The 26546-nt window shown below is 75.5% G+C and carries 25 protein-coding genes; 19 read left to right on the top strand and 6 right to left on the bottom strand.

The features are described 5' to 3' along the window. Window positions 1-5: 5 nt before the first annotated feature. Window positions 6-2039: an NAD(+) synthase gene (locus JUB12_RS04310; RefSeq protein WP_205698383.1), complete on the top strand. Its 2034-nt coding sequence runs from the start codon at window positions 6-8 to the stop codon at window positions 2037-2039. Here the strand turns inward: JUB12_RS04310 and JUB12_RS04305 are convergent. After that, window positions 2036-2476, bottom strand: coding sequence for a hypothetical protein (locus tag JUB12_RS04305; RefSeq protein WP_205698382.1), 441 nt, complete (start codon window positions 2474-2476; stop codon window positions 2036-2038). The two genes, JUB12_RS04310 and JUB12_RS04305, sit on opposite strands and share 4 nt — an antisense overlap. Before the next feature lie 73 nt (window positions 2477-2549). Here JUB12_RS04305 and JUB12_RS04300 point away from each other — a divergent pair, with 73 nt between their 5' ends. The 5 genes from JUB12_RS04300 to dinB all read left to right on the top strand — a co-directional run bounded on the left by JUB12_RS04300 (window position 2550) and on the right by dinB (window position 7667). Further along, the gene (locus JUB12_RS04300) at window positions 2550-3506 is read left to right on the top strand and encodes a DUF559 domain-containing protein (RefSeq protein WP_205698381.1); all 957 of its coding nucleotides are present in this window, start codon (window positions 2550-2552) and stop codon (window positions 3504-3506) included. Window positions 3507-3704: 198 nt separating this feature from the next. Continuing rightward, the gene (locus JUB12_RS04295; protein WP_205698380.1) at window positions 3705-4271 is read left to right on the top strand and encodes a sigma-70 family RNA polymerase sigma factor; all 567 of its coding nucleotides are present in this window, start codon (window positions 3705-3707) and stop codon (window positions 4269-4271) included. A gap of 34 nt (window positions 4272-4305) precedes the next feature. Then, entirely contained in the window at window positions 4306-5436 is a 1131-nt protein-coding gene (locus tag JUB12_RS04290; protein ID WP_205698379.1) for an amidohydrolase family protein, read from the top strand. A 370-nt stretch (window positions 5437-5806) separates the two neighbouring features. Beyond that, window positions 5807-6529 (top strand): septal ring lytic transglycosylase RlpA family protein, encoded by a 723-nt coding sequence (locus JUB12_RS04285; RefSeq protein ID WP_205698378.1) that lies wholly within the window; start codon window positions 5807-5809, stop codon window positions 6527-6529. 70 nt (window positions 6530-6599) lie between these two features. Further along, on the top strand, window positions 6600-7667 hold the full coding sequence (gene dinB, locus JUB12_RS04280) for a DNA polymerase IV (RefSeq protein ID WP_205698377.1): 1068 nt from the start codon (window positions 6600-6602) through the stop codon (window positions 7665-7667). A 12-nt stretch (window positions 7668-7679) separates the two neighbouring features. Here dinB and JUB12_RS04275 read toward each other — a convergent pair whose 3' ends face one another. Then, window positions 7680-9176 (bottom strand): aldehyde dehydrogenase family protein, encoded by a 1497-nt coding sequence (locus JUB12_RS04275; protein ID WP_205698376.1) that lies wholly within the window; start codon window positions 9174-9176, stop codon window positions 7680-7682. Window positions 9177-9309: 133 nt separating this feature from the next. On the opposite strand from JUB12_RS04275, the gene JUB12_RS04270 reads away from it, so the two are divergent. Together JUB12_RS04270 and JUB12_RS04265 are read left to right on the top strand one after the other, a co-directional pair. Continuing rightward, window positions 9310-10575: a GAF domain-containing protein gene (locus JUB12_RS04270; protein WP_205698375.1), complete on the top strand. Its 1266-nt coding sequence runs from the start codon at window positions 9310-9312 to the stop codon at window positions 10573-10575. A 12-nt stretch (window positions 10576-10587) separates the two neighbouring features. After that, on the top strand, window positions 10588-11394 hold the full coding sequence (locus JUB12_RS04265) for an alpha/beta fold hydrolase (protein WP_205698374.1): 807 nt from the start codon (window positions 10588-10590) through the stop codon (window positions 11392-11394). On the opposite strand, the gene JUB12_RS04260 is transcribed toward JUB12_RS04265, so the two are convergent. After that, window positions 11391-11780 (bottom strand): hypothetical protein, encoded by a 390-nt coding sequence (locus JUB12_RS04260; RefSeq protein ID WP_205698373.1) that lies wholly within the window; start codon window positions 11778-11780, stop codon window positions 11391-11393. The two genes, JUB12_RS04265 and JUB12_RS04260, sit on opposite strands and share 4 nt — an antisense overlap. 56 nt (window positions 11781-11836) lie before the next feature. On the opposite strand from JUB12_RS04260, the gene JUB12_RS04255 reads away from it, so the two are divergent. After that, the gene (locus JUB12_RS04255) at window positions 11837-13330 is read left to right on the top strand and encodes a PLP-dependent aminotransferase family protein (RefSeq protein ID WP_205698372.1); all 1494 of its coding nucleotides are present in this window, start codon (window positions 11837-11839) and stop codon (window positions 13328-13330) included. On the opposite strand, the gene trxA is transcribed toward JUB12_RS04255, so the two are convergent. Next, complete coding sequence (gene trxA, locus JUB12_RS04250; RefSeq protein ID WP_205698371.1) at window positions 13327-14070, bottom strand: thioredoxin; 744 nt, start codon at window positions 14068-14070, stop codon at window positions 13327-13329. The genes JUB12_RS04255 and trxA overlap by 4 nt on opposite strands. A gap of 21 nt (window positions 14071-14091) precedes the next feature. Here trxA and JUB12_RS04245 point away from each other — a divergent pair, with 21 nt between their 5' ends. The 10 genes from JUB12_RS04245 (at window position 14092) to JUB12_RS04200 (ending at window position 25488) form a co-directional block, all read left to right on the top strand. Continuing rightward, window positions 14092-14883, top strand: coding sequence for an alpha/beta fold hydrolase (locus JUB12_RS04245; protein WP_205698370.1), 792 nt, complete (start codon window positions 14092-14094; stop codon window positions 14881-14883). A 43-nt stretch (window positions 14884-14926) separates the two neighbouring features. Next, window positions 14927-15400: a carboxymuconolactone decarboxylase family protein gene (locus tag JUB12_RS04240; protein WP_205698369.1), complete on the top strand. Its 474-nt coding sequence runs from the start codon at window positions 14927-14929 to the stop codon at window positions 15398-15400. A 55-nt stretch (window positions 15401-15455) separates the two neighbouring features. Then, the gene (locus JUB12_RS04235; RefSeq protein ID WP_205698368.1) at window positions 15456-16778 is read left to right on the top strand and encodes an Ig-like domain-containing protein; all 1323 of its coding nucleotides are present in this window, start codon (window positions 15456-15458) and stop codon (window positions 16776-16778) included. Between the two features lie 109 nt (window positions 16779-16887). After that, a complete protein-coding gene (locus JUB12_RS04230) occupies window positions 16888-19161 on the top strand; it encodes an MMPL family transporter (protein WP_205698367.1) in 2274 nt (757 codons plus the stop codon). Further along, window positions 19151-20506 (top strand): sensor histidine kinase, encoded by a 1356-nt coding sequence (locus JUB12_RS04225; RefSeq protein WP_241004411.1) that lies wholly within the window; start codon window positions 19151-19153, stop codon window positions 20504-20506. Before JUB12_RS04230 ends, JUB12_RS04225 begins: the two co-directional genes overlap by 11 nt. Beyond that, window positions 20494-21153 (top strand): response regulator transcription factor, encoded by a 660-nt coding sequence (locus tag JUB12_RS04220; RefSeq protein ID WP_205698366.1) that lies wholly within the window; start codon window positions 20494-20496, stop codon window positions 21151-21153. The genes JUB12_RS04225 and JUB12_RS04220 overlap by 13 nt, the downstream gene beginning before the upstream one ends. A 244-nt stretch (window positions 21154-21397) precedes the next feature. Next, window positions 21398-22186 (top strand): thioesterase family protein, encoded by a 789-nt coding sequence (locus JUB12_RS04215; protein WP_205698365.1) that lies wholly within the window; start codon window positions 21398-21400, stop codon window positions 22184-22186. Window positions 22187-22209: 23 nt separating this feature from the next. Next, on the top strand, window positions 22210-23094 hold the full coding sequence (locus JUB12_RS04210; RefSeq protein ID WP_205698364.1) for an SMP-30/gluconolactonase/LRE family protein: 885 nt from the start codon (window positions 22210-22212) through the stop codon (window positions 23092-23094). 28 nt (window positions 23095-23122) lie between these two features. Continuing rightward, window positions 23123-24316, top strand: a complete 1194-nt coding sequence (locus tag JUB12_RS04205) for a low temperature requirement protein A (protein WP_205698363.1) — start codon at window positions 23123-23125, stop codon at window positions 24314-24316. After that, a complete protein-coding gene (locus tag JUB12_RS04200) occupies window positions 24313-25488 on the top strand; it encodes a pyridoxal phosphate-dependent aminotransferase (protein ID WP_205698362.1) in 1176 nt (391 codons plus the stop codon). The genes JUB12_RS04205 and JUB12_RS04200 overlap by 4 nt, the downstream gene beginning before the upstream one ends. Here the strand turns inward: JUB12_RS04200 and JUB12_RS04195 are convergent. Then, a complete protein-coding gene (locus JUB12_RS04195; RefSeq protein WP_205698361.1) occupies window positions 25485-25826 on the bottom strand; it encodes a co-chaperone GroES family protein in 342 nt (113 codons plus the stop codon). The genes JUB12_RS04200 and JUB12_RS04195 overlap by 4 nt on opposite strands. 21 nt (window positions 25827-25847) lie before the next feature. After that, window positions 25848-26504, bottom strand: a complete 657-nt coding sequence (locus JUB12_RS04190; protein WP_205698360.1) for a DUF2461 domain-containing protein — start codon at window positions 26502-26504, stop codon at window positions 25848-25850. Window positions 26505-26546 lie beyond the last annotated feature (42 nt).

Below are 26546 nucleotides of genomic sequence, written 5' to 3'. Positions count from 1 at the left end.
TGCGCATGGACTTCCCCAACCTGTACGAGCACGGCTTCGCCCGCGTCGCGGCCTGCACCGGGCCGATCGCGATCGCCGACCCCGCCGCCAACGCCGAGGCGATCCTGCGCCAGGCCCGGGCCTGCCACGAGGACGGCGTGGCCCTCGCGGCGTTCACCGAGCTGGGCCTCACGGGCTACTCGATCGAGGACCTGCTGCTGCAGGACACCGTCCTGGACGGGGTGGAGGAGGCGCTGCAGGCCGTGGTCGACGGCTCGGCCGACCTGCTGCCGGTGCTCGTCGTCGGCGCGCCGCTGCGCCACCGCAACCGCATCTACAACTGCGCGGTCGTCGTGCACCGCGGGGCGATCCTGGGCGTCGTCCCGAAGTCCTACCTGCCGACCTACCGCGAGTTCTACGAGGCCCGGCAGATGGCCGCGGGCGACGACGAGCGCGGCGGGACGATCCGGCTGCTCGGCACGGAGCTGCCGTTCGGGCCCGACCTGCTCTTCGCGGCCGAGGACGTCCGCGGGCTCGTCGTCCACGTCGAGGTCTGCGAGGACCTGTGGGTGCCGGTGCCGCCGAGCGCGGAGGCGGCGCTGGCGGGCGCGACGGTGCTCGTGAACCTCTCGGGCAGCCCGATCACCGTCGGGCGCTCGCGCGACCGCCACCTGCTCTGCCGCGCGCAGTCCTCGCGCTGCCTCGCGGCGTACGTGTACGCCGCGGCGGGGGAGGGCGAGTCGACGACCGACCTCTCCTGGGACGGCCAGACGATGGTCTACGAGAACGGCGTGCTGCTCGACTGCACCGAGCGCTTCCCGCAGGGCGAGCGCGCGACGGTCGTCGACGTCGACCTCGACCGCCTCTGCCAGGAGCGCGTGCGGATGGGGACCTTCGACGACAACCGCCGCACCCACGCCGCGCGGACGTCGGAGTTGCGGACGGTGCGCTTCACCCTGTCGCCGCCCGGCGGCGACCTCGGCCTGCGCCGGCGCGTCGAGCGCTTCCCGTTCGTGCCGGCCGACCGCGAGCGCCTCGACGAGGACTGCTACGAGGCCTACAACATCCAGGTCTCGGGGCTCGAGCAGCGGCTGCGGGCGATCGGCGACCCGAAGATCGTCATCGGCGTCTCGGGCGGCCTGGACTCCACCCACGCGCTCATCGTCGCGGCCAAGGCGATGGACCGCCTCGGGCGGCCGCGCAGCGACATCCTGGGCTTCACGATGCCGGGCTTCGCGACGAGCTCGGGGACGAAGACCAACGCCCACCGGCTCATGGAGGCGCTGGGGATCACGGCGCAGGAGCTCGACATCACCTCCACCGCGGAGCTGATGCTCGAGAACCTCGACCACCCGTACGCGCGCGGCGAGGAGGTCTACGACGTGACGTTCGAGAACGTCCAGGCCGGCCTGCGCACGGACTACCTCTTCCGGGCGGCCAACCAGCGCGGCGGCATCGTCCTCGGGACGGGCGACCTCTCGGAGCTCGCGCTGGGGTGGGCGACGTACGGCGTCGGGGACCAGATGTCCCACTACAACGTCAACGCCGGCGTCCCCAAGACGTTCATCCAGCACCTCATCCGCTGGGTCGTCGCGACCGGGCAGTTCGAGGACGAGGTCGGCGAGACGCTCACGGCGATCCTCGACACGGAGATCAGCCCCGAGCTCGTGCCGGGCGACGAGCTGCAGTCCACCGAGTCGAGGATCGGCCCCTACGCCCTCCAGGACTTCACGCTCTTCTACACGCTGCGCTTCGGCCTGCGCCCGACGAAGATCGCCTTCCTCGCGTGGCACGCGTGGCGCGACGCCGCGGCGGGCGACTGGCCGCCCGGCTTCCCGGAGGCCAAGCGCGCGGCCTACGACCTGCCCGAGATCCGGCGATGGCTCGAGGTCTTCTGCAAGCGGTTCTTCGGCTTCGCGCAGTTCAAGCGCTCGGCGCTGCCCAACGGGCCGAAGGTCTCGGCCGGCGGCTCGCTCTCCCCGCGCGGGGACTGGCGCGCGCCGTCGGACTCCAGCGCGACGGCCTGGCTCGCCGACCTCGAGCGCTGGACGCTGGACTAGCGCGCGGGGCGGCCGAGGTGCGCCTCGGCGAACGTGCGCAGCGCGGGGTCGGTCGGTGACGCGGCGCGCAGCTCGCGCGTGGCGCTGAGCGCGACGACGCGCGCGGGGAGCAGGGCGGTGGTCTGCCGGACGACGACCGCCTGGCCGGCGGTCTCCAGCGCGGGCGTCGGGTCGGCCGTCCCGGCGACCTCCGTCGCCAGGGTGCGCAGCAGCGCGACGTCCTGCCTGGTCGTCGTGAGGAGGACGACGCTGCCGCGCCGCAGGGTGGCGTCCAACCGGGGCGGTGGTGTCGTGGTCCTCGCGGTGCCCGGCCCGGTGGCGCCCCGGTCGCCCGCGGTCGCGTCGTCGTCGCGCCCGGCGAGCACCAGCGCTGCGCCGACCGCCACCGCGATCGCCAGCACCGCGACGGGGAGGACGGTGGTGAGGACGCGACGCACGCGTCGCATCGTCGCGCACGGGGCGTCGCGGGCGGGTGGTGAGGTGTGACGCGCGGGCGGCGACCATCGCGGCATGGACCGCGACCCTGCAGTCTCCGGCGCCCCAGACCGGAATCGACAGGCTCAGGGACGCGATCACCAGATCGCGGGCCTGGCCACCCTCCAGAGGGGCTCGATCTCCCGCGAGCAGCTCCTGGAGCTGGGACTCCCGGAGACCACCATCGAGAGTCGCCTCAAGAGCGGCTCCCTCCGGCCGCGGCACTTCGGCATCTACGGCGTGGGCCACGACGCGGTCCACCCGCGAGGCCCGTGGACCGCCGCGGTGCTCGCCGGCGGCGACGACGCCGTGCTCAGCCACCGGACGGCCGCCGCGCTGTGGGCGCTGGGTCGCGCCCCGGAGACGGTGGTGGACATCACCGTCCCGGTCGAACGTGCCCGGCGACGCGCGGGCTTGCGCGTGTGCGTGCGCGAGCTCCCGCCCCAGGACCGCACGGAGCGCGACGGGATCCCGTGCACCTCCGTCGCTCGCACGCTGCTGGACCTCGCCGAGCGCGTCCGGCCTTCCCTCCTCACCGCCGCCTGCGAGGCCACGGTCCGCGAGCAGCTGTTCGACGGAGCCGCGATCGCCGAGCTGCTCGATCGGTCGCGCGGGCACCGCGGCGCCCGACGGCTGCGCCGCGCCGTGAGCCAGCTCACCGACGACCCGGACATCCTGCGCTCGATCCTCGAGGAGCGGCTTCGGGAGCTGCTCGAGGGCTCTGCACTGAGGGAGATGCCGCGCTTCAACCGCCACGCCGCCGGCGCGTCGGGGACGTTGTGGGAGGTCGACGCGGTCTGGAGGTCGCGGCGCCTCGTCGTGGAAGCCGACAGCCGGGCCTTCCACGGCACCCGCAGCGCCCAGGAGCGCGACGCTCGCAAGCAGCGCGATCTGGAAGCCGCCGGATGGGAGGTGTGGCGGGTGCGATGGTCGGACGTGCATCGCGCGACGGGGGACCTCCTCGGCGCCCTCGACCGCCGGCTTCGTGCCTGACCCTGTCATCTCCGGCGTCCCGCGCCGGAGATGACAGGGTCGCGGTGGGGGCCGCGCGCACGGTCCGGGGTGGAGCGAAGCTGTTGAAGGTCTGTGGACAACCTTCAACAACGTGTGTAACGTGCCGTCGCGGCGGGTAGACGCTGGTCGACCCGCCGAGAAGGCGCTCACCTCTTCCCCCCAACGGAGCCCGCAGCCATGGACCTCAGCGACCCCCAGCAGTTCAGCCGCGCCTACGACGAGCACGGGCGCGGTGTCTATGCCGCGGCGTTCCGGATCCTCGGCAACGCCGCGCAGGCGCAGGACGTCACGCAGGACGTGTTCCTCAAGGTCTGGCGCGCGCCGCAGAAGTTCGACGCGCGGCGCGGGGAGCTGGGGAGCTACCTGCGGCTCATGGCCCGCAGCCGCGCGCTGGACCTGTGGCGGGAGGGGCAGGCCGCCGGGCGGGCGGGCGACCGGCTCAAGGTCGTGGTCGCCCAGGAGGAGCGCACGACCGACGACCGGCCCGGCACGCTCGTGGAGCGCGAGGACGACCGCAAGGCGATCCGGGCGGCCCTGCGCGCGCTGCCGCAGTCCCAGCGCGAGGCCGTCGTGCTCGCGTACTGGGGCGGGATGACCGCGGACGAGATCGCGCGCAAGGCCGGTGTGCCGCTCGGCACGGCGAAGAGCCGCATCCGGCTCGGGCTCGCCAAGCTCCGCGACGAGGTCGCGCTCGACATGCCCGCCGCGGCCGAGACGCCGGCGCCCGCGCTCGCCGCCGCATAGGGCACCGGAGTCCGGCGCGTAGGCTCTGCGCGCGATGCCGGTCCGCGCGCTCGAGCAGGAGGACGACGTCGCAGCGCTCCACGCCGCCGGGGTGGCCTGGCTCGGCGCGGATGCGCAGTGGCTCGACGTCCACACGCACATCGGCCACCACGACCCGGACGGGCTCGAGGCCGACCCCGAGGAGCTCGTCGAGGCGCTCGACCTCGCCGGCCAGCAGGCCGCGTGCGTCTTCCCGATGCACGAGCCCGACGGGTACGCGCAGGCCAACGCGACGGTCCGCGACGCCGCCGCGCGCTGGCCGGACCGGCTGAGCTGGCTCTGCCGCGTCTCGCCCCACCAGGAGGACCCCGGCGCCGAGGTCGCACGCTGCCTGGACGCCGGCGCGCGCGGGCTCAAGCTCCACCCGCGCAGCGACAGCTTCGCCATGGACCACCCGGCGATCGAGGGGCTGGTGGCGCAGGTGGCCGAGCGCCGCGGCGTCGTCCTCGTCCATGCGGGCCGCGGCATCCCGGAGCTCGGCGCCCACGCCGCCCGGCTGGCCGCCGACCACCCGGACGCGCGGATCATCCTCGCGCACGCAGGGATCAGCGACCTCGGGCTCCTCGCCGACGCCGCCGCGGCGCTCCCCAACCTCCTGTTCGACACCTCGTGGTGGCAGCCGGCCGACATGCTGATGCTGTTCACGACGGTGCCGCCCGGGCGGATCCTCTACGCCAGCGACATGCCCTACGGCCCGCCGAAGCTCGCGTCGACGATCTTCCTGCGCGGCGTGCGCCAGGCGGGGTGGACGCCCGAGCAGGCGCGCGAGGCGGCGGGACCGCAGGCGCGCCGGGCGCTCATGGGCGAGGACCTCGTCGACCTCGGCCCGGCGCTCGGCCCCGAAGGTCTCGGCCCGCGCGTGCTGAGCTTCGAGCGCGCCGCCGCCTACCTGACGGCGGCGGTCCAGGGCACCTTCCGGGGCGGCGACCCGACCGAGGCCTACGCGCTGGCGCGCCTGGCCTGCCAGCGGGTCGACGGCGAGGCCCCGCACGCGGCCCACCTGGAGGCGGTCGAAGCGCTCGTCGCGCGTGCGCAGGAGCTCCTCGAGACCCGCGGAGCGATGGACGCCGTGACCGCCGCGATGGGCGCGCTGACCGTGGCGGGGACGCCCGGCGTGCCGGCCTAGACGGGTCGTTCGGCGCCTAAGCGCCGCAAGGTGGCGCGCTGACGCTCTGCCACCTGCAACCAGCGACGCAGTTGCGTTGCACAACGACCTGCAGGGCCGGGTCCTGTGACGGCGGTCACAGAGACGTCAAGTCCGGCGGGTAGCGTGCCGAACCCAAGTTCGTAGCACCGCCGAGTCAGCCTCGCCCACTGCGGGGCCGAGCGGGGGACCCACTTGCGGCACGCCGGTCAGATCCCAGGCGTGCCGCTGGGGCGAATCGGCCGCATCACCGCGGCTGTAGCGGGCCACCGAGGAGCGCCAGGAGCGCACCCGGTCGTCTGCGAGCCCGACAGCTAACCCCGTAGGCGGTCGACAGCAGGAGGACGTACCCGTGAGGCCGCAGCCCCTGCGCGCCCGTGCCGGCCATGCCGGCCTCGGCGCGCTCGTGACCGTGACCACCCTCGGCGTCGTGGCCCCGACCACGGCCCGCTCGCAGGACCCCAGCCCGACCACCCCCGCGCCGGCCGCCCAGGCCGCGCAGGGCCCGACCGCCACGAAGGCCTCGGCGTCCTTCGCCGTGCGCTCCGTGCGCCGCCACGTGACGACCGGCCGCGCCGTCGTCGTCAAGGGCCGCCTGGCGCCCGCGAAGGCCGGCAACGCCGTCGGCCTGCAGGTGCGCACCGGCTCCGGCTGGACCACCGTCGACAAGGCCCGCACCCGCAAGGGCGGCGCCTACCGCCTGACCTGGAAGGCCTCGCGCCCCGGCGCGCGCACCCTGCGCGTGACCTTCGCGGGGACGAAGGACGCCCGCGCCGCGAAGCGCACCGTGGGCCGCGTCTACGCCTACCGCCGGGCGATGGCGTCGTGGTACGGCCCCGGCCTCTACGGCGGCGCGCTGGGCTGCGGTGGCACGCTGACGCCGGGCACGATCGGCGTCGCGCACAAGACGCTGCCGTGCGGCACGAAGCTGCGCCTGCGCTACCGCGGGCGCACGGTCCGCGCGTCGGTCATCGACCGCGGCCCGTACGTCGGCGGTCGCGAGTTCGACCTGACCGCGGCGACGAAGCAGCGCCTGGGCTTCGGCTCGACCGGGATGGTCCTCAGCACCAGGTAGCCCGCGACCTGCGTGGGGCGGGACACGAACGCGTGTTCCGTCCCGCGCAGCGTCTACCGTGTGCTGCGGCGTGGACCAGCGGTGCGTCGCCCACCTCGACCTCGACGCGTTCTACGCGACCGTCGAGCTCCAGCGACGCCCCGAGCTGCGCGGCCTGCCCGTCATCGTGTCGGGCTCGGGCCCCCGGGCGGTCGTCACCACCGCGTCCTACGAGGCGCGCAAGTTCGGCGTCGGCTCCGCGATGCCGACCGCCAAGGCTCGCCGGCTGTGCCCGCAGGCCGTGCTCGTGGCGCCGGACTTCACGGCCTACCGCGAGGTCTCGGCGAAGGTCATGGCGCTCGTGCGCGCGACCGTCGACCACGTCGAGGTCGTCGGCCTCGACGAGGCCTACCTCGACCTGACCGGCCTCGTCGCCCCGAAGGCCGCCATGCGCCGCCTCGTCACGCAGATCCGCGAGCAGACGGGGATGAGCGCGTCGGTCGGCATGGGCCCCAACAAGCTCGTGGCGAAGGTCGCCTCCGACGCCGAGAAGCCCGCCGGCTTCGTCGTGCTGTCCCGTGAGCAGGCGTGCGCGCGCTTCGCCGACCGCCCGCCCAAGCTCGTCCCCGGCATCGGCGCGAAGACCGCGGAGAAGCTCGAGGCGCTCGGCATCACGACGCTCGGCCAGCTCGCGGCATGCGACCCGCAGCGCCTGGCCCAGCGCTTCGGCGACCGCATGGGGCCCTGGCTGGTCTCGCGTGCGCGCTTCGAGGACCACGGGGCCGTGACCTCGCACCGCGAGGCGGTCAGCGAGTCCAAGGAGACGACGTTCGACGTGGACATCGCCGACCACGCCAAGCAGGAGGAGGTCCTGCGACGCCTGGCCGCCGAGCTCTGCGCGGGCCTGGCCAAGCACGACCGCACGGGGCGCACGATCGCCATCAAGGTCCGCCTCGCGGACTTCACGACGATCACGCGCGCCCGCACGATCGGGGAGCCGACGGCCGACCCGGAGCTCGTGGCGTCGATCGCCGTCGAGCTCCTGCGCGAGTACGCGCCGCCGGCGCCGGTCCGGCTGCTGGGGGTCCGCGTCGCCTCGTTCGCGCGCCCGGAGGACACGCGGCGCGACGACGCGGGCCAGCTCGTGCTGCCGGTGTGAGGGAGCGGCGGGCTAGAGCCCGACGATCACCGACTTGGTCTCGAGGTAGTTGCTGAGGACCTCCTCGCCCATCTCGCGCCCCCAGCCGCTCTGCTTGTAGCCGCCGAAGGGCAGCTCGGCGGAGAACACGTGGTAGGTGTTGACGTGCACCGTGCCCGCCTTGATGCGCTTGGCGAGCTTGTGCGCCTTGGAGACGTCGCTGGTCCACACGCCGGCGGCCAGGCCGTAGTGCGAGTCGTTGGCCTGGCGGGCCAGGTCGTCGACGTCGCTGAACGGCATCGCCGCGATCACGGGCCCGAAGACCTCCTCGCGGATGATCCGGTGGTCGGGCTGGGCGTCGACGATGACCGTCGGCTCCACGAAGTAGCCCGGCCCGTCGATGGCGCGCCCGCCGGCGACGGCGCGGCTGCCCTCGGACTCGCCGATGCCCAGGTAGCCCGTCACGCGGTCGAACTGCTCCTGGGAGACCAGCGGGCCCATCTCGGTCTCGGGGTCGAGGCCGTGGCCGACCTTGATCGCCTTGGCCGCCGCGGAGACGCCCTCGACGACCTGGTCGAAGTGCTCCTGGTGGACGTAGAGCCGGCTGCCGGCCGAGCACACCTCGCCCTGGTTGAAGAAGATCCCCTGGGCGGCGCCCGCGATCGCGGCCTCGACGTCGGCGTCCTCGAAGATGATGTTCGGGGACTTGCCGCCCAGCTCGAGCGAGACGCGCTTGAGGTTGCCCGAGGCGGCGTTGACGATGAGCTTGCCGACCTCGGTCGAGCCCGTGAAGGCGATCTTGTCGACGTCCGGGTGGGCGGCGAGCGCGGCGCCGGCGGTCTCGCCGAAGCCCGGGACGACGTTCACGACGCCCCCGGGCACGCCGGCCTCCAGCAGCAGCTCACCCAGGCGCAGCGCCGACAGCGGCGTCTGCTCGGCAGGCTTGAGGACGACCGTGCAGCCCGTCGCCAGCGCGGGGCCGAGCTTCCACGCCGCCATGAGCAGCGGGAAGTTCCACGGGATGACCTGGCCGACCACGCCGACCGGCTCCTTGAGGGTGTACGCGTGGAACTCGGCGCCCGGCAGGTACGGGACCGACGGCGTGACGGTGCCGCCCTTGAGCTTCGTCGCCCAGCCGGCCATGTACCAGAAGAGGTCGGCGGCGAGCGGGACGTCGGCGGCCAGCGCGACGGCCTTGGGCTTGCCGTTGTCGAGGCTCTCGAGCTCGGCGAGCTCGTCGGCGTGCTCCATGACGAGGTCGCCGACGCGGTGGATGACGCGGCCCCGCTCGGACGGGGTCATGCGGCTCCACGGCCCGTCCTCGAGGGCGCGGCGGGCGGCCTGGACGGCGAGGTCGATGTCCTGCGCGGCGCCCTCGGCGACCCGGGCGAGCACCTCGCCCGTGGCGGGGTCGAGCGTCTCGAAGGACTTCCCGGAGGCGGCGTCGCGCCACTGCCCGTCGATGAGCAGCTGCCGGCTGCTTCCGCGCTCGAAGGACGTCTGGTGGGGACCGGGGACGGCGATGGCCATGCTGGGTGCTCCTTCTCCTCGGGGGTTCGGAGGCCGATGGTGCGCGCCGCAGGGTTGCAACGACGTTGCAGGAGAGGGACGAACTACGGATGGCACGCTGACGCGGCGCGCAGTACCGTCGACACCGCGTCAGATGGCAGCCCCTCTGCCCAACCCGTGGGTGGCCGTCGACCCGGCGTCGGACCGGGTGGCCCAGGCGCGCGCGCTGCGCCGCGCCCACGAGGCCGCGGTCGCCGCCGGCCGGGCGCCCGACGACGTGCGGCGCGTCGTCGCCCAGTCCTGGGAGCGCTCCGGCCGCGCCGGCATCGACCCCGAGGGCCACCTGGCCCCGGTGCGCTTCGACGAGGACGAGACGGGCGAGCGCTGGCGCGCCCACCCGCTGTTCGGGGTCCTGCCGGTGCTGCGCTCGGTCCTGAGCGACGCGACGGCCGCCTCCGGGCACGTCCTGGCCATCAGCGACGCCGACGGCGTCCTGCTGTGGATCGAGGGCCACCAGCACGTGCTCAGCGCGACGGAGGACATGCACTTCGTGGCGGGCGCGGACTGGAGCGAGCGCGGCGCCGGCACCAACGCGCTGGGCACGGCGCTGGCCGAGGACCACCCGGTCCAGATCTTCTCCGCGGAGCACTTCGCCCGGCGCGTGCACCAGTGGCAGTGCTCGGGGGCCCCGATCCACGACCCGCTGACGGGCCGGGTGCTCGGCGTCGTCGACCTCACGGGCGATCTGCGCACCGCCCACCCGCACACGCTCGCGCTCGTCACCGCCGCGGCGGGGATGGCGGAGGCCGAGCTGCGCCGGCAGGGGCCGATCGCCGTGGTGTCCCAGCAGCTGGAGCTCGAGCTGCTGACCCGCCGGCCGCGCGCCTTCGTCGGCGGCCGCGAGGTCGCGCTGTCCCAGCGCCACGGCGAGCTGCTCGCGCTCCTGCTGGCCCGTCCCGAGGGGATGACGGCCGAGGGGCTGACGCTCGAGCTCTACGGGGAGGAGGGCAAGCCGGTGACGGTGCGGGCGGAGCTCAGCCGGCTGCGGCGCCTGCTCGGGCCGGCGTTGGGCGCGCGGCCCTACCGCCTCGAGGGCGTCGACGCCGACGTCCTGCACGTCGAGCGGCTCGTCGGCGCCGGCCGGCTGGCCGAGGCGCTCGGCGCCTACCGCGACGTCCTGCTGCCCGCCTCGGAGGTGCCGCTGGTCGAGGAGCTGCGCGGCCGGCTCGACGGCCTCGTGCGGGCCGCGGTGCGCCGGTCGGGCGACCCGTCGCTGCTGGCCCGCTGGTGCGTCTCGGCCCCTGGCCACGACGACGAGCCGGCCGCGCGCGAGCTCGCGGCCCTCGTGCCGGCCGACGACCCCGCGGGCGCCGCCGCCCGCGCGCAGCTCGCCCGGCTCGCGCGCCTGCACGCCGGGTAGCGTCCCGCGGCGATGCCGCTCGTCGAGGTGCAAGCCGGTCGCCGGCTCAACGTCGTGCGCCGGGGGTCCGGCCCGCCGCTGCTGCTCGTCATGGGGATGAGCGGCAACGTCCTGCACTGGACCGAGCCGTTCCTCCAGCTGCTGCAGGAGCACTTCGACGTCGTCGCCTTCGACCACCGCGGCGCCGGCTGGTCGGAGCGCGTCACGGACCCGTTCACGATCCGCGACCTCGCCGACGACGCGGCGCGCGTGCTCGACGCCGTCGGCCTCGACCGCGCCCACGTCCTGGGCATCTCGATGGGCGGGATGGTCGCCCAGGAGCTCGCGCTCGAGCACGCCGGCCGGGTCGATCGCCTGGTGCTGGGATGCACCTACAGCGGCGGCGAGGGCAGCGCGCTGACCGAGGAGGTCGTCTGGCAGCGCCTGGCCGAGGGGATGATGAGCGGCGACCGCGACAAGGCGATGGACGCGTTCTTCTGGGCCAACGTCTCCGACGCCTACGCGTCCGACGCCGCGCACTTCGACGAGTTCCGCCGCGTCGCGCTCATGAAGCCGACGGCGACGCCGGTGATCATGCTCCAGGCCCAGGCCATCCAGAGCCACGACACGAGCGCGCGCCTGGAGCGGATCACCGCGCCGACGCTCGTGGTCCACGGCGACGAGGACCGGATGCTGCCCGTCGCCAACGGCCGGCTCATCGCCTCGCGCATCCCGGGCGCGCAGCTCGAGGTCCTCGAGGGCGCCGGCCACATGTTCTGGGTCGAGCGCCCCGAGGAGGTGGACGCGCTGGTGCGCGCCCACCTCCTGGGTGCTGGCTAGCCCGCGGCCCGGCGGAGGAGGGGAAGGCGCCGGGGCGCGGGACGCTGCGGCGCGGCGGCCCGCAGGTGCTGCGAGCGCAGGCGCAGGAGCTCGACGGCGTGGGCGCTGGGGCGGAACGGGTCCGCGACCGCCCGGCCGTCGTCGAGGGAGAGGGCGGCCCAGGTCTCGCCGTCGACGACCGCCAGCAGGACGTCGCCCGTGAGCGGCTTGGCGCTGTCGAGCGCGGCCAGCCGGCCGAGCGTGCGCCAGTCGTCGGCCGTCGCGCGCCGGATGGCGACGACGCGGTCGGCTCCCGTGCCGGGGTCGGGCGACCAGGGGTCGTGACGCTCGCTGAGCGGGCCGTGGTCGTACAAGAGCTGCGTGAGGGTTGTCCATGTGCGGTGCATTGTGCGATCCTGTGGTCGGGTCGCGCCCCAGAATAGGGAGATGTAGGACACATACAATGTCGTACAAAGTCGATTTGTCAGACATCGATCGGGCCGGCAAGGCCTCGCTCACGGCGCAGATCGCCGACCGCATCGCGGCCGACATCGAGCTCGGCGTCCTCGGACCCGGCGAGAAGCTCCCTACCACGCGCGTGCTCGCCGAGCACGCCGGCATCAACCACCTGACCGCCGCGCGGATCTACCGGCGTCTGGCCGACCAGGGCTACGTCGCCGGCCAGGTCGGGCGCGGGACGTTCGTGCGCTCGCACCCGCCGGTCGACGCGCAGGAGGCCGGTGACGACGCCGAGTGGCAGTCCTCCGTCCTGCGTCCTCGCCGCTCGACCTACGCCGAGCAGATGCTCGCGGAGTCGCTGGGGACCGGGCGCGACGTCATCCCGTTCGCGGCCGGCTTCCCCGCGCCGTCCCTGCTGCCCGCCCAGGAGCTCGCCGCGCTGGCCGAGGGCCGGCTGCGCGACGGGTCGGGCCTCGAGTACCTGCCCGTCGAGGGCCTGCCGTCGCTGCGCGTGCGCCTCGCCGAGCTCGGCCGCGAGCTGGGCTTCGCCAGCGAGGCCGAGGAGGTCGTCGTGACGACGGGCGGGCGCCAGGCGATCGACCTCGTCGCGCGCGCCGTCCTCGGGCCCGGCGACGTCGCCGTCGTCGAGTCGCCGACCTTCGCGGGGACGCTCACCTCGCTGCAGGCCACGGGCGCGCAGGTGCTCGCCATGCCGGTGGACGACGAGGGCGCGGACGTCGCGGTGCTCGAGCGCATCCTCGCGCGGCACGAGGTCAAGCTCGTCGCGGTGCAGCCCGCATGCCAGAACCCGACGGGCGTCGACCTGTCCGAGGCGCGTCGCGCGCGGCTGGTGCACCTCGCGCGCGAGCGTGGCTTCTTCGTCCTGGAGGACGGCGTGTACGGCTCGATGGCGCTGGACGGCCGCGACCGCCCGCGGCTGCGCGCGCAGGCGCCGGCGCACGTCGTCTACGTCGACTCGCTCTCGAAGTCCATCGGCGGCGGGCTGCGCCTCGGGTGGATCGCCGCGAGCGGTCCGGTCCTGCCGCGCCTCGTGCGGCTGAAGATGGACGCCGACCTGCACTCGGCCGCGCTGCCCCAGCACCTGGCGGCGGCGTGGCTGGAGGGCGACCGCCACCAGCGCCATCTCGAGGCGGTGATCCCGGAGTACCGCCGCCGGCGCGACGAGCTGCTCGAGGCGCTGGAGCGCCACCTCGGCGCCGAGGCGACGTGGGCGGTGCCGACGGGCGGCCAGCACGTGTGGGTGACGCTGCGCCGCGCGGTCGACGAGCGCGCCCTGTACGCCGAGGCGCTGCGCGCGGGCGTGAGCTTCCTTCCCGGCGGCGCCACGCAGGCCGAGCCGACCGCGCGGACCAGCCTGCGGCTGTCGTTCTCCTACCTGGACCCCTCGGACTTCGACGAGGGCGTCAAGCGCCTGGCCCGCGCCCTGGCGTCGGTGCGCCGCCGCCAGCCCGTCGGAGCGACGGCGCCCCTGAGCTAGTAGAGCGCGGACGCCAGCCGGCGGCGCGCGTCGCGGGCGAAGGGGTGCTCGACGCCCAGCTCGTCCAGGACGCCGACGACCACCTGGCGCAGGTCGTCCTTGCGGCCGTCGGCGGCGGGCATCGCCGCGATGAGCAGGTCGACCGCCTGCTCGCGGTCGCCCGTGTCCAGCGCGGCGAACGCCTCGGCGGTGCCGTCGACCGGGTCCTGCTCGAGGCGGATGCGCGCGGCGAGGCCCTCGCCGGCGAAGTCGCCCGCGACGTTGGACAGCAGCTCGAGCGCCTCGGCGGACTCACCGCGGTCGTGCAGCAGGCGGGCGAGCGCGACCTTCGCGTCCATGCGCGCCGGGTCGAGCTCGAGCGCGCGGCGCAGCGACGCCTCGTCGCCCCCGGCGACCAGGCGGTCCGCCTCGCTGGGGACGAGCGCGTCGAAGAACTCCTTGACGCGGGCGGGCGGCTGGGCGCCGACGAACTCCGAGACGACCCGCTTGTCCTTGAACGCCTTGACGGCCGGGATGCCCTGGATGCCGAACGCCTGGGAGATGCGCGGGTTCGCGTCCGTGTCGACCTTCGCGAGGACGACGTCGCCCTCGCGGGCGTTCGCGGCCTCCTCGAGCACCGGCGTGAGCTGGCGGCACGGACCGCACCAGGCGGCCCAGAAGTCGACGACGACGGGGACCTGCGCCGAGCGCTCGACGACCTCGGCCTCGAAGGTCTGCTCGGTCACGTCGATCACGGTCATGGCGAGGGCTACTGTAGAAGCGTGAGCCCGCTGCCCGACCTGCACGTCGTGGAGGCGGGGGAGGGGCCGCCGATCGTCCTGCTGCACGGCCTCACGGCGACGCACCGCTACGTCGTGCACGGTTCGCGCGCCCTCGAGCGCGGCGGCTTCCGCACGGTCGCCTACGACGCGCGCGGCCACGGCGCCTCGGCGCCCGCGCCCGACGGCGAGGGCTACACCTACCCCGAGCTCGCCGCCGACCTGCTCGGGCTGCTCGACCTGCTGGGGATCGACCGCGCCGTCCTGGCGGGCGCGTCGATGGGCGCGCACACCGCGTTGCGCCTGGCGCTCGACGAGCCCGACCGCGTCGCCGGCCTCGTCGTCATCACGCCGGCCTCGCACCCGGACTTCCCGCCGGGCCTCGAGCGCTGGGACCGGCTCAGCGCCGGGCTGCGCTCCGGCGGCGTGGAGGGGTTCGTCGAGGCCTACGGGCTCGAGCACGTCGACCCCGCGTGGCGCGCCACGATGGAGAAGGTCCTGCGCCAGCGCCTCGGCGCCCACGAGCACCAGGACGCGGTGGCCGACGCGCTGCAGCAGGTCCCGCGCTCCCAGCCCTTCGCCTTCGAGGAGCTCGCACGGGTGCACGCGCCGACAGTCGTCGTCGCCGACCGCGACGAGGCCGACCCGGGCCACCCGCTGGCCGTCGGCGAGGCCTACGCGGCGCAGATCCCGGGCGCGCGGCTCGAGGTCGAGGCCGAGGGGGAGTCGCCGCTGGCCTGGCGCGGCGGGTCGCTGTCGAAGGTGATCGCCGCCCTGGCGTCCGAGGTCCTCTAGGCGCGAGCGGTCACACCGTGTGGCGCCGCCTCGTCCAAGGGGCATGAGCACCACGTTCGTCTCCCACCGCCTCGACGTCCTGGGCACCGCCCCCCGCCAGGCCGGCGGCCTGGTCCGCCTCGGGCGCTCGGTCGAGCTCGACCACACGCTGCGCCACCTCATCGACGTGCGCGCCTCGCAGCTCAACGGCTGCGCGTTCTGCCTCGACATGCACTGGAAGGACGCGCGCGCCGCGGGCGAGACCGAGGAGCGCCTGTACTCCCTCAGCACCTGGCGCGAGGCGACGGTCTACGACGAGCGCGAGCGCGCGGCCCTGGCGCTGTGCGAGGAGGTCACCCGACTGCCGGATGCCGGCGTCTCGGACGCGGTGTGGGACGCAGCGGCGGCGGTCTTCGAGCCGGGAGAGCTGGCCCAGGTGCTGTTCGCCATCGCGGTGATCAACACCTGGAACCGCATCCAGGTCGCCAGCGGCGCGGAGCCGGGCCACTACGTCCCGGGCGCCTTCGACGAGGCGTGACGATGCGGTGAAGCGGTTGCGGTGAACGGCGCCGTTCGGGCATGCTCGCGCCCCGATGCGCCGCACCGTCGCCCTGGTGGTCGCGGTCGTGGCGCTCGTGGCGCCTGCGGGGGCAGGCGCGGCGGGGGTCACGACGCACGCCTTCATGGCGGACCAGGCGGTCCGCGACGTGCGCACGCCCGCGCTGCGGGCGCTGCTCGACGCCCACAAGGCCCAGCTGCTCAGCGGCGCGCAGTACCCCGACGGGGGCTACGCCGTCGCGTCCCTGCCGGGCGGCGACTTCGGCGAGGTCACCCACTGGGGGCGCTTCGTCGAGGCCTACGTGCGCCAGCTGCGCGCCAAGCCGGGGTGCGGCGACCTGTCACGCACGTGGGGGCCGTGCGCGCCGCAGGTCGCCCAGCTCCTCGGTGCCGCCGCGCACGGCATGGGCGACGAGCTGTGGGACTGGCTGTTCGAGCCGTCGATGGCCGACCACCACGAGGACCCCACGCACCCGCTCGTGCGCTCCGGGCTGCCGGGGTTCGCCGAGATCGCGAAGCTCCCCTTGGTCGACCAGGTCAGCTCGCCGGAGTTCGCGATGGACATGGTCGGCATCGTCGAGGGCGGCCGGCTGCTCGCGCTGCCGCTGACGCTGCCGCCGGTGGACGACCTCGTCGCGACCTACCGCGCGATCGGCCGCCCCGACGTGACGGCGGCGGGCGTCCTGGCGGGCCACGCGGCGATCAGCGCCGTGGCGGTGGCCGAGCGCGTCGCGGCGCTCGTGGAGCACCCGCGGGTCAGGGCGACGATGCCGGCGTCGGCGGCGCGCTACCTCGACGGCCAGGGCGGCGTCCGGGACGTCGCCCGCTCGATCGCCGGTTCCTACGAGGCGCTGTGGCGCATGATCACGACCGGCGAGCGCCCGCCGCTGCAGGTCGTCGGCGTCAACCCCGAGCCGGGGGCCACGGGCGTCGCGACCGACGCATCGCCCGCCCGCACGTCGCCCGGCCCGCGCGGCGGCGGAGCCGACCTGCGGATCGTCGCGAGCTTCGGCAGCGCGCTCGCGCCCTCGCCGCTGCCCGCCGGGGCGCTGCGGCTGTTCGGGCCCGGCGGCGTGGAGGTCGCCCAGCTCGAGGGCTTCCCGCGCACGGGCCCCTACGGCGACGGCGACGGCACGCACACGATGATGGCCTGGCCGGCGCAGGACCTCGCGCCGTGCACGACGTACACGGCGCAGGTCGGCACGAGCGTCCGCGACCTCGGCGGCGTCGCCCTGGCCGAGCCGCACCGCTGGTCGTTCACGACGGCGTGCCCGCCGGCGCAGCCCGTCGCGGCGCCGTCGCGCAACGTCCTCGCCGGCGTGCTGACCGGCGTGGGTCGCCTCCTCGGCGGGCGCTGATCCCGAGGCGGGGGGTGGGGACATCCCCCGGGTGCGGACGGGGGCGCGCGGCGCACGCTCTCCGCCGCGCCCCAGCGACGTGCCGGCGCCCCGCTGGGACCGTCGTCGCATGCCTCCTGCACGCCGTCTCCACCACCGTCCCGACCCCGGTTGCGCGCCGCCCGACGACGTCGGGTGGCTCGCGGGCGGGGTCCGCCGGGCCGCCGGCGCGGCCGCCCGGTTCCCGAAGAGCGTCGTCCTCCTCTGGCTCGTCCTGATCGCCGGCTGCATCATGGCCGGCTCCCTGACCGGGACCAAGGAGCTCAGCGACGTCGACGCCGGCACCGGCGACTCGGGCCGCGCCACCCAGCTCGTCCACGCCGCGGGCCTGCGCGACGCGGCGACCGAGAACGTCGTCGTGCGCTCCGACAGCGCCGCGAAGACCACCGCCGCCGTCCAGCAGCTGCGCGCGCGGGTCGCCGGCCTCCCGGAGGTCGCCCGCGTCCAGGCGCCCGCCCAGACCAAGGACGGCGGGCGCATCGCCCTCGTCAACGTGACGCTGCGCGGGGACCCCGACGACGCGGCCGACCACGTCGAGGGCGTCCAAGCCGCCGTCGAGTCGGTCGACGCCGGCGCCCCCGGGGTGACCCTCCAGCAGGCCGGCGCGGGCTCGGTCGAGAAGGCCCTCGACGAGCTCATCTCCGACGACCTCGCGCAGGCCGAGATGTTCTCCCTGCCGATCACGCTGATCGTCCTGGTCTTCGCGTTCGGCGCCGTCGTGGCGGCGTTCGTGCCGCTCCTGCTCGGCCTGACGGCCGTGGCCGGCGCGATGGGCGCGATGGGCGTCGTCTCCCAGCTCGCGCCGTCGACCGACAACACGGCGGCCACCGTGGTCCTGATCGGTCTCGCGGTCGGCGTCGACTACTCGCTGTTCTACGTGCGGCGCGAGCGCGAGGAGCGCCGGCGCGGCCGTGGCCCGCTGGCGGCGCTGGACGCCGCGGCGGCAAGCGTCGGCCGGGCGATCCTCGTGTCCGGCCTGACGGTCATGGTCGCCCTCGCGGGTCTGCTGCTCAGCGGCGAGCCCGTGTTCGCCTCGATCGCGCTGGCGACGATCCTCGTCGTCCTCATCGCGGTCATCGGCTCGCTCACCGTCCTACCCGCCGTCCTGGCGCTGATGGGCGACCGCATCGAGCGCGGCCGGCTGCCGTTCGCCCGCCGTCGCGAGGCGCGCCGCGCCCGCCGCGAGGCCTCCGGGCACCGCGGGTTCTGGGGCGCCCTGGCCGGTGGCGTGACCGCCCGCCCCGTCGCGTCGATGGTCACCGCCGTCTGCGTGCTCGGCGCGCTCGCCGTCCCGGCGACGCAGATGAAGCTCGCCTTCGCGGGCAACGGCGCGCTGCCTGACGAGCTGCCCGCCGTCGCCGCGCTGCACACCATCGAGCGCACCTTCCCCGGCGCGCCCGGGGACGTCGAGCTCGTCGTCAGCGCCGCGGGGCTCAACCAGCCGGGCGCGCAGGCGAAGCTCGCCGCCCTGGGCGAGCGGGCGCTGCGCGTCACCGGTGGCGCGGGCGAGCCCGAGGTCCAGGTCTCGCGCGACGGCGGCACGGCGCTCGTGTCGGTGCCCATGCCCGACGAGGGCCGCGACGCGGGCGACGACGTCGTCCGGGAGCTGCGCTCCACGGTCACGCCGACGGCGGCGACGGTCGCCCCGGGGGCCGAGGCGCTCGTCGGCGGTCAGCCCGCCGAGGACCTCGACGGCGACGAGGCGCTCGCGAGCGCGACGCCGCTGGTCGTCGGGTTCGTCCTGGCCCTGGCGCTGCTCCTGCTGCTGGGCGCGTTCCGCTCGCCGAAGCTCGCGCTGGCGGTCATCGGCCTGAACCTCCTGTCCGTGGGCGCGGCCGCCGGCGTGCTCGTCGCGGTGTTCCAGGAGACGTGGGCCGAGGGGCTGCTGGACTTCGAGTCCACCGGCGCGATCGCCACCTGGCTGCCGCTGTTCGGCTTCACCGTCCTCTTCGGGCTCTCGATGGACTACACGGTCCTCGTGCTCGAGCGCATCCGCGAGCTGCGGCGCAGCGGGCTGTCGCCGGCCGAGGCGGCGGCGCAGGGCGTGGCCGCGACCGGCAGCACCGTGACGAGCGCCGCGCTGGTGATGGTCGGCGTCTTCTCGGTGTTCGCGACGCTGACGCTGATCGACATGAAGCAGATGGGCGTCGGCCTGGCGGCCGCGGTCCTCATCGACGCGACCATCGTGCGCGGCGTGGCCCTCCCTGCGGCGGTGACGCTGCTGGGCGAGAAGGGCTGGAAGGTCCCGCGCCGCCGGGTGCGTCCGGCCTCCGCCGGCGTCGGTGCCGGCTGGGATGATGGCCGCGCCGTCGCCGCCACGACCGGCTCCGACGATGGACGCTGAGGCCCCGACCACGCCGACCTCGCAGGCTCCGGCCGCCGCGCACGACGCGGCGGCCGGCGCCGTCCTGAGCCCGGCGCTGCGCCTGCACGCGGGCGGCATGGGGCTCTTCGCGGCCTTCTGCACGCTCGTGTGGCTGGCCAGCGGCGCCGGCGTCTTCTGGCCGGCCTGGGTGTGGATGCTCGGCCTGACGACGGTCGGCGTCCATGCGACGGTGCGCGTCGTGCGCCACGTCGACGACCCGGAGGTGCGGCGGCTGCTCGACCGCGCCGGGGGCATCGGGCGCACCGTCGTCGCGAGCGCGGGCCGCGAAGCCGCGGAGGACCCGGACTGGCAGCCCGAGCCGGTCGTCACGCGGCGGCTGTCGACGTTCGTCGCGGTCATGGCGTTCGCGGCGTTCGTCTGCACCGTGGTCTGGGGCGCGCTGGGCGGCGGCTACTTCTGGCCGCTCTGGGTCTGGTTCGGTGGGCTGGAGGCGACCCTGCTGTGGGCGGGCGTGCGCTGGGCGCTGCAGGTCCGCGCCGTCGCGCTGCGCCGGTTCGCGGTCCAGCTGGCGGTGTCGGCGGCGGCGCTGTTCCCCAACGTCTGGACGGCGGTCTTCACCGAGGCCGGGGCGGCCGAGGTCTACTGGCCGCTCATCGGCCTGGGGACCGCGGCGGGCATCCACCTGCTGCTCATCTACCGCCACGCGCTGCCCGACGGCCGCGAGCGCCAGCTCGAGGAGCGCGTGACGGAGCTGACGCGGACGCGGCGCGGCGCGCTGGACGTGCAGGCCGCCGAGCTGCGGCGCATCGAGCGCGACCTGCACGACGGCGCGCAGGCACGGCTGGTGGCGCTGACGATGAAGCTCGGGCGGGCCGAGGCGCGCCTCGAGGACCGTCCCGAGGTGGCCGAGCTCCTGCGCGAGGCGCGCGAGGACGCGGGCAGCGCGATCGCCGAGCTGCGCGACCTCGCCCGCGGGATTGCGCCGCCGGTGCTGGCCGACCGCGGCCTGGAGGCAGCGGTCGATGCGCTCGCCCAGCGCGCGGCGATCCCGGTCGAGGTCGTGGCGCGGCTGACCCACCGGCCGCCGCCGGTGGTCGAGACCGCGGCGTACTTCGTCACCGCCGAGGCGCTGACGAACGTCGCCAAGCACGCGGGCGGCTCGGGCGCGCGGGTGCGCGTCGTGGGCGACGTCGCGCGCGTCGTCGTCGAGGTGGCCGACGACGGCCCCGGCGGCGCCGTGGTCGACGGCGGCGGCCTGACCGGCCTGCGCCACCGGGTGGAGGCGCTCGACGGAGCGCTCGAGGTCCACAGCCCCGCCGGCGGCGGGACGACGATCAGGGCGGTGCTCCCATGCGGGTCGTGACGGTCGAGGACAACGCGCTGCTGCGCGAGGGGCTCGTGGCGCTCCTGCGCGAGCACGACATCGAGGTCGCCGCGGCGGCCGAGGACGGCGACGGGCTCCTGCGCATCGTCGCGGGCCACAAGCCCGACCTCGCGATCGTCGACGTCCGCCTCCCGCCGACGTTCACCGACGAGGGGCTGCGCGCCGCCATCGAGGCCCGCCGCCGCCACCCCGGCCTCAACGTCCTGATCCTGTCCCAGTACGTCGAGCCGGTGTACACCGCCGAGCTGCTGGCCTCGGGCGACGGCGGCGGGATCGGCTACCTGCTCAAGGAGCGCGTCGGCGACGTCCGCGCCTTCCTCGACGCGGTGCGCCGCGTCGCCGACGGCGGCACCGCCCTGGACCGCGAGGTGGTCGCCGAGCTCGTCAAGACCCGCGACGCCGCGCCGGGCGCCGCCGCCCTGGCCGAGCTGACCCCGCGCGAGCGCGAGGTGCTCGAGCTCATGGCCGAAGGCCGCACGAACAACGGCATCGCCCGCGCGCTCGTCGTCACGCAGGGCGCCGTCGAGAAGCACGTCACGTCGATCTTCTCCAAGCTCGGCCTGCCGGCGGGGGAGGACGACCACCGGCGGGTGCTGGCGGTGCTCACGTACCTGCAGGCGTCGTGAGGGGTGGAAGGTGCCAGGCACCTTCCACGAGGCCGTCTTGCGGGTTCGGGTGCGACGAGCCTGGGGTTGGGGTCCTCGTGGGACCTCGACTCCAGGGTCGCGGTAGACCGGGCCCGAACGACCGTGACCCTGTCGTTCCCCCGCTCCCAGCGGGACAACGACAGGCTCACGCCGGGACCGTCTGAGCGGAACGCCACTGACGCGATGACGGGTGCCTGGCACCCACCACTAGCCTCCGCCGCCGATGACGGAGCCGGTGTTCCGACAGGAGGGGCCGCTGTTCGTGCCGACCGGGCACGCGCGCGGGCCGTGGGACCCGAGCCAGCAGCACGGTGGCGCGCCGGCGGCGCTGGTCGCCCGGGCGGTGGAGCGCCTCGAGGCGGCGGCCCCGATGCGCTGCTCCCGGCTGACGCTCGAGTTCCTCGGCGCGGTGCCGCTCGCGCCGCTGCGCGTGGAGGCCGAGGTGCTGCGCGGCGGACCGCGGCTGCAGCTCTGCGAGGCGACGGTGAGCGGGAGCGACGGACGGGTGCTGGTGCGCGCGCGGGCCGTGCGGCTGCGGGTGGGGGAGGTCGACCTCGAGGGCCGCGGGGCGCAGCGCGCCCAGCCACCGACGCCCGGGCCCGACGAGGCCGAGGCGGGGACGTTCCCGGGCTCGGCGGGCGAGGGCTTCCACCTGACCGGCATGGAGATCCGCTTCGCGCGCGGGCAGTTCGGCGAGCCCGGACCCGCGCTGGCGTGGTTCCGCCCGCGGCGGCCGTTGGTCGACGAGGAGGAGCCCACGCCGCTGCAGCGCGTCGCCGCGGCGGCGGACTTCGGCAACGGCGTCTCGAGCGAGCTGCGCTGGGACCGCCACCTGTTCGTGAACACCGACCTCACGGTCCACCTGCTCAGCGAGCCGCGCGGGCCGTGGGTCGGCCTCGAGGCGCGGACGTTGCTCGACAGTCAGGGGCGCGGGCTGGCAAGCTCGACCCTGTGGGACGGACAGGGGGAGTTGGGGGCGTCGCACCAGACGCTCTTCGTCGACGTGCGCTGAGCGCCGGCCGCCGGGCCGCCGGGGTGCTGAGCGCGGCGTGCGCCGTCGCGCTGCTGGGCGCCGCGCCGGCGTCCGCGGCGCCGGACTGCCGCGCCGGCCAGACCGGGTTCCGGACGCTGCTCAGCGGCCAGGGCAGCCTCGAGTCGGTCATCGTCGACGACCTCGGCCGCCTGCTCTACACCGACCAGACGCGCAAGGCGCTCATGGTCCTCGACGCGCCCGGCCAGCAGCCGCGCGTCCTGCTCGGCGGCCTCGCCAAGCCCGGCGGCCTCGCGCTCGACGGCGCAGGCGGCGTCCTGGTCGGCGACGGCAACGGCCTCGTCGACGGCCTCACCGGCAACCTCAAGCCCACCGCGCGCCTGCTGCGCGTCGACCTCGTCACCGGCGCGTCGTCGGTGTACGCCACCGGGCTGCAGATGGCCAACGGCATCGTCCGCCACCCGGACGGCACCGTCTTCGCCTCCAACGACCTCGGGCTCCTGCGCGGCGTCGACCGCATCAGCCCGGACGGCGAGGTGCAGGTCGGCTGGTCGCCGATCGTCAGCGCCAACGGCCTGGCCCTGAGCCCGGACGGCGGGACGCTCTACGCCGCCCAGACGTTCCTGCCCGCGGCGATCATGGGCATCCCGCTGCATCGCCCGAACGTCCCGTACAAGGCCTTCAGCGCCGGGCTGCTCGACCTCGCCGCCGGCTTCGACGGGATGGCCGCCGACAGCGCCGGCCGGCTCTTCGTCGCCGCCAACCTCTACGGCCAGGTCTGGCGCGTGGCGGGCGGCAAGGGGTGCGTCCTGGCCAAGGGGATCGCGAACGCCAGCGCCGTCGCGGTCGGCCACGGCAGCGGCCCGTTCGGCGCCGGGAAGGTGTTCGCCGTCGGCTTCGGCGGGACCGTGGCGGAGATCACCGCCTAGCCGCCGCCGGCGCTGCTGGGATGCGGCCATGAGCAACGCCGAGGCCGCCGCGCGAGCGATCGGGTGGGACGCCGACCAGCACGCCGAGCCCGAGCAGAAGGTCACGCCGCTCGAGCTGTTCTTCGACCTCGTCTTCGTCTTCGGCCTCACGCAGGTGACGGCGGCGCTGGCCGCCAACCCGACCTGGGAGGGGCTGGCGCGCGGCGTGCTGGTCCTCGCCGCGCTGTGGTGGACCTGGACGGGCTACGCGTGGCTGACCAACCGCGTCGCGTCCGACGACGGCCCCGCGCGCCTGGTGCTGTTCTGCGCCATGGCCGCGACGCTCGTCATGGCGCTCGCGGTCCCCGGGGCGTTCGACGACGAGGCGGTGGCCTTCGCCATCGCCTACCTCGTGGTGCGCCAGCTGCAGTCCGTCGCGCTGTGGCGGCTGGGCGACGACGACCCGGACGTCCACGTCGCGGTGGCGCGGCTCGCGGTCACGTCGATCGTCGGGCCGGTGCTCGTCCTCGTGGCGACGGGCTTCGACGGCGCGACGCAGGGCGCGCTGTGGGCGGTCGCGATCCTCATCGACTTCGCGGGCGGCCGGCTCGCCACACGCGGGGAGCGCGGGGTCTGGCGCATCCACGCCGGGCACTTCGCCGAGCGCCACGCGCTCATCGTGATCATCGCCCTGGGCGAGTCGATCGTCGCGCTGGGCGTGGGCGCCGAGGAGCTGCACATCGGGGTGGGCGTGGTGACGGCGTGCGTGCTGGGCATCGCCCTCGTGGCGGCGCTGTGGTGGGCGTACTTCGACGTCGTCGCGCTCGTGGCCGAGCGGCGCCTGGCGCGCGCCGAGGGCGCCGAGCGCGGGGAGATCGCGCGCGACTCCTACTCCTACCTGCACTTCCTGATGGTGGCGGGGATCGTGCTGCTCGCCCTCGGGATCAAGAAGACCCTCGGCGACTACGACGAGCCGCTGAAGGCGATGCCCGCGGTGTGCCTGTGCGGCGGCGCGGCGCTCTACTACGTCGGCCACATCCTCTTCCGCCTGCGCAACGTCCGCTCGCTGAGCCGCTCGCGGTCGGCCGCGACGGTCGCGCTGCTCGCGACGATCCCGCTGGCCACCGAGGTCGACGCGCTCGTCGCGCTGGGCGTCGTCGCCGCCATCGCGGTGGCGACGGTCGCCTACGAGGCCGTGCGCTACGCCGAGGCGCGGGCCCGCATCCGCCACGCGATCACGTGACCCGCCGCCCCGCCCCGGACCTCGTGCGGCGCCTGCCCGAGCAGGTGTTCACCCGCATGCTCGCGGCGGCCGCCGCCGCCCAGGCCCGGCCGGGACCGCGCTTCCTCGACCTCGGGCGCGGCAACCCGGACCTCCCGCCGCCGCCCGCCGCCATCGCCGCCGTCCAGGAGGCCGCCGCGCAGACCGCGACGCCGGTGGTCCACGGCTACCCGCCCTTCCAGGGCCGGCCCGAGCTACGCCAGGCGATCGCCGACCGCTACGGCCGCGACCACGGGGTGACGCTCGACCCCGACACCGAGGTGGCCGTCGTCCCCGGCACGAAGACGGGGATCCAGCTCGTCTGCCTCGCCACCGCCCAGCCCGGCGACACGGTCCTGCTGCCCGACCCCGGCTACCCCGACTACCGCTCGGGCGTCGCGCTCGCGGGCGCGCGCGAACGGGCGCTGCCGCTCGACGCCGCCACGGGCTGGCAGCCGGACTGGGGCGCCGTGCGCGGGGACCGCGAGGCGCTCTGCGTCCTGAACTACCCGAGCAACCCGTGTGCGGCGTGCGAGGCGCCCGGGACCTTCGAGCACGCCGTCGCCCGGGCCCACGAGCGCGGCGGCTGGCTCCTGCACGACCTCGCCTACGGCTTCCTGGCCTTCGACGGCCGCCGCGGCCGGTCGGTCCTCGAGGTCGACGGCGCGCGCGACGTCGCGGTCGAGCTGTGGTCGCCCTCGAAGGTCCACGGCATGGCCGGCTGGCGCGTCGGCTTCCTCGTCGGCAACGCCGAGGTCGTCGGCCGGGTCAAGACGCTCGTCGACCACCTCACCGCCGGCGTCTGGACCGCCCTGCAGCGCGGCCTCGAGGTCGCGCTCACCGACGCGCAGGACGTCGCCGGGCGCGCCGCCGTCTACGCGGCTCGTCGCGACCGCCTCGTCGCGGGGCTGCGGGCCGCCGGGGCCGACGTCGCCGCACCCGAGGGGACGTTCTACGCCTGGTGGCGCCCGCCGGAGGGCGTCACGGTCGAGGTGCTCGCCCAGGAGGCGCGCGTCGGCGTCGCGCCCGGCGAGGGCTTCGGCGCACGCGGCGCCGGCTACGTGCGCCTCTCGCTCGCCCTGCCCGACGCGGACCTCGACGAGGCCGTCGGGCGCGTCGCGCAGCTCCTGCGCGACCGGCGCGCCGCGGGCTAGTCCTCCTCGACGGGCGGCGCGATGTCGCGCGGCCCCTCGGCCGTCTCGAGGACCCCGAGCAGCTCCGTGACGCGGCAGACGAGCAGCCGCTCCTCGTCGACCTCGACCCACGCGCCCGCGCTGGCGGGGAAGACGACGTGGTCGCCGGGGCCGACCGGCATCCGCACGCCGGCCGACTCCCACCAGTCGATGCCGGGTCCGACGGCGAGGACGATCCCGTGGTGGGGCGGCGGCTCGTGCGAGCCGGCGGGGACCAGGAGGCCCGACTGGCGGATCCGGTCGGGCTCGAGCTCCTTGATGACGACGCGGTCGAAGAGGGGGCGCAGGTCGTGGCGCATCGAGCCCGGACAGTACGCGCCTCAGCGCCGGGGCTTCGTCGAGGGCCCGACGTGCTCGCGCAGCCAGCGCACGAGCGGCGCCGCCGCGTCGAGGTCGGCGCGCACCCGGGCGAGCGCCTCGTCGCCGTGCAGCCAGGGCCCGAGCTCGTGGCGACGGGCGACCACGAGCCGGCGGTGGCGCAGGAGCTCGGCGCGCGGGTGGTCGGCCGGCCAGCCGCGCGGCGTGCGCTTGAGGTCGGGCTCGGAGCGCTCGAGCCCGGCGCCCTCCGCGCGCCGTAGCGCCCTGGTCAGTCCGGCGGCCCGCCGCCCGTCGGCGACCGCGTGGCGCAGCCGGTCGACCTGGTCAGGCGCGGGGGCGTGGATGCCCGCCGCGACGAGCACGCCGTCCAGCGACAGCTCGACGTAGAAGATCCCGCCACCGACGCCGCGGCCGACCACCAGGCCGACGTGCTCCTTGATCGGCGGACCGGGGTGGAAGCGCGTGTCGTTGAAGGGCCGGAAGACGTGCGGGTCGCCCAGGTCGGCCAGCGCGGCGCCCAGGGCCTTGGCCGGTCCGGCGACGTGCGCGTCGTAGCGCGGGCGGTTGGCGTGGAACCACTCGCGCTCGTTGTGCTCCTCGAGCTCGCGCAGGAAGGCGAGCGCCTCCCGCGGCCATCCGGCGAACCCCGTCGCACCCACGCCCGCAACCTAGCGCCGTGTCCTGCCGTCTCCCTTGGCAGG

Origin of the sequence: Conexibacter sp. SYSU D00693 (assembly GCF_017084525.1) — a bacterium.
Taxonomy (GTDB): Bacteria; Actinomycetota; Thermoleophilia; order Solirubrobacterales; family Solirubrobacteraceae; genus Baekduia.
The sequence above is the reverse complement of the archived record's forward strand: the minus strand, read 5'-3'. Positions and strand labels throughout refer to the sequence as shown.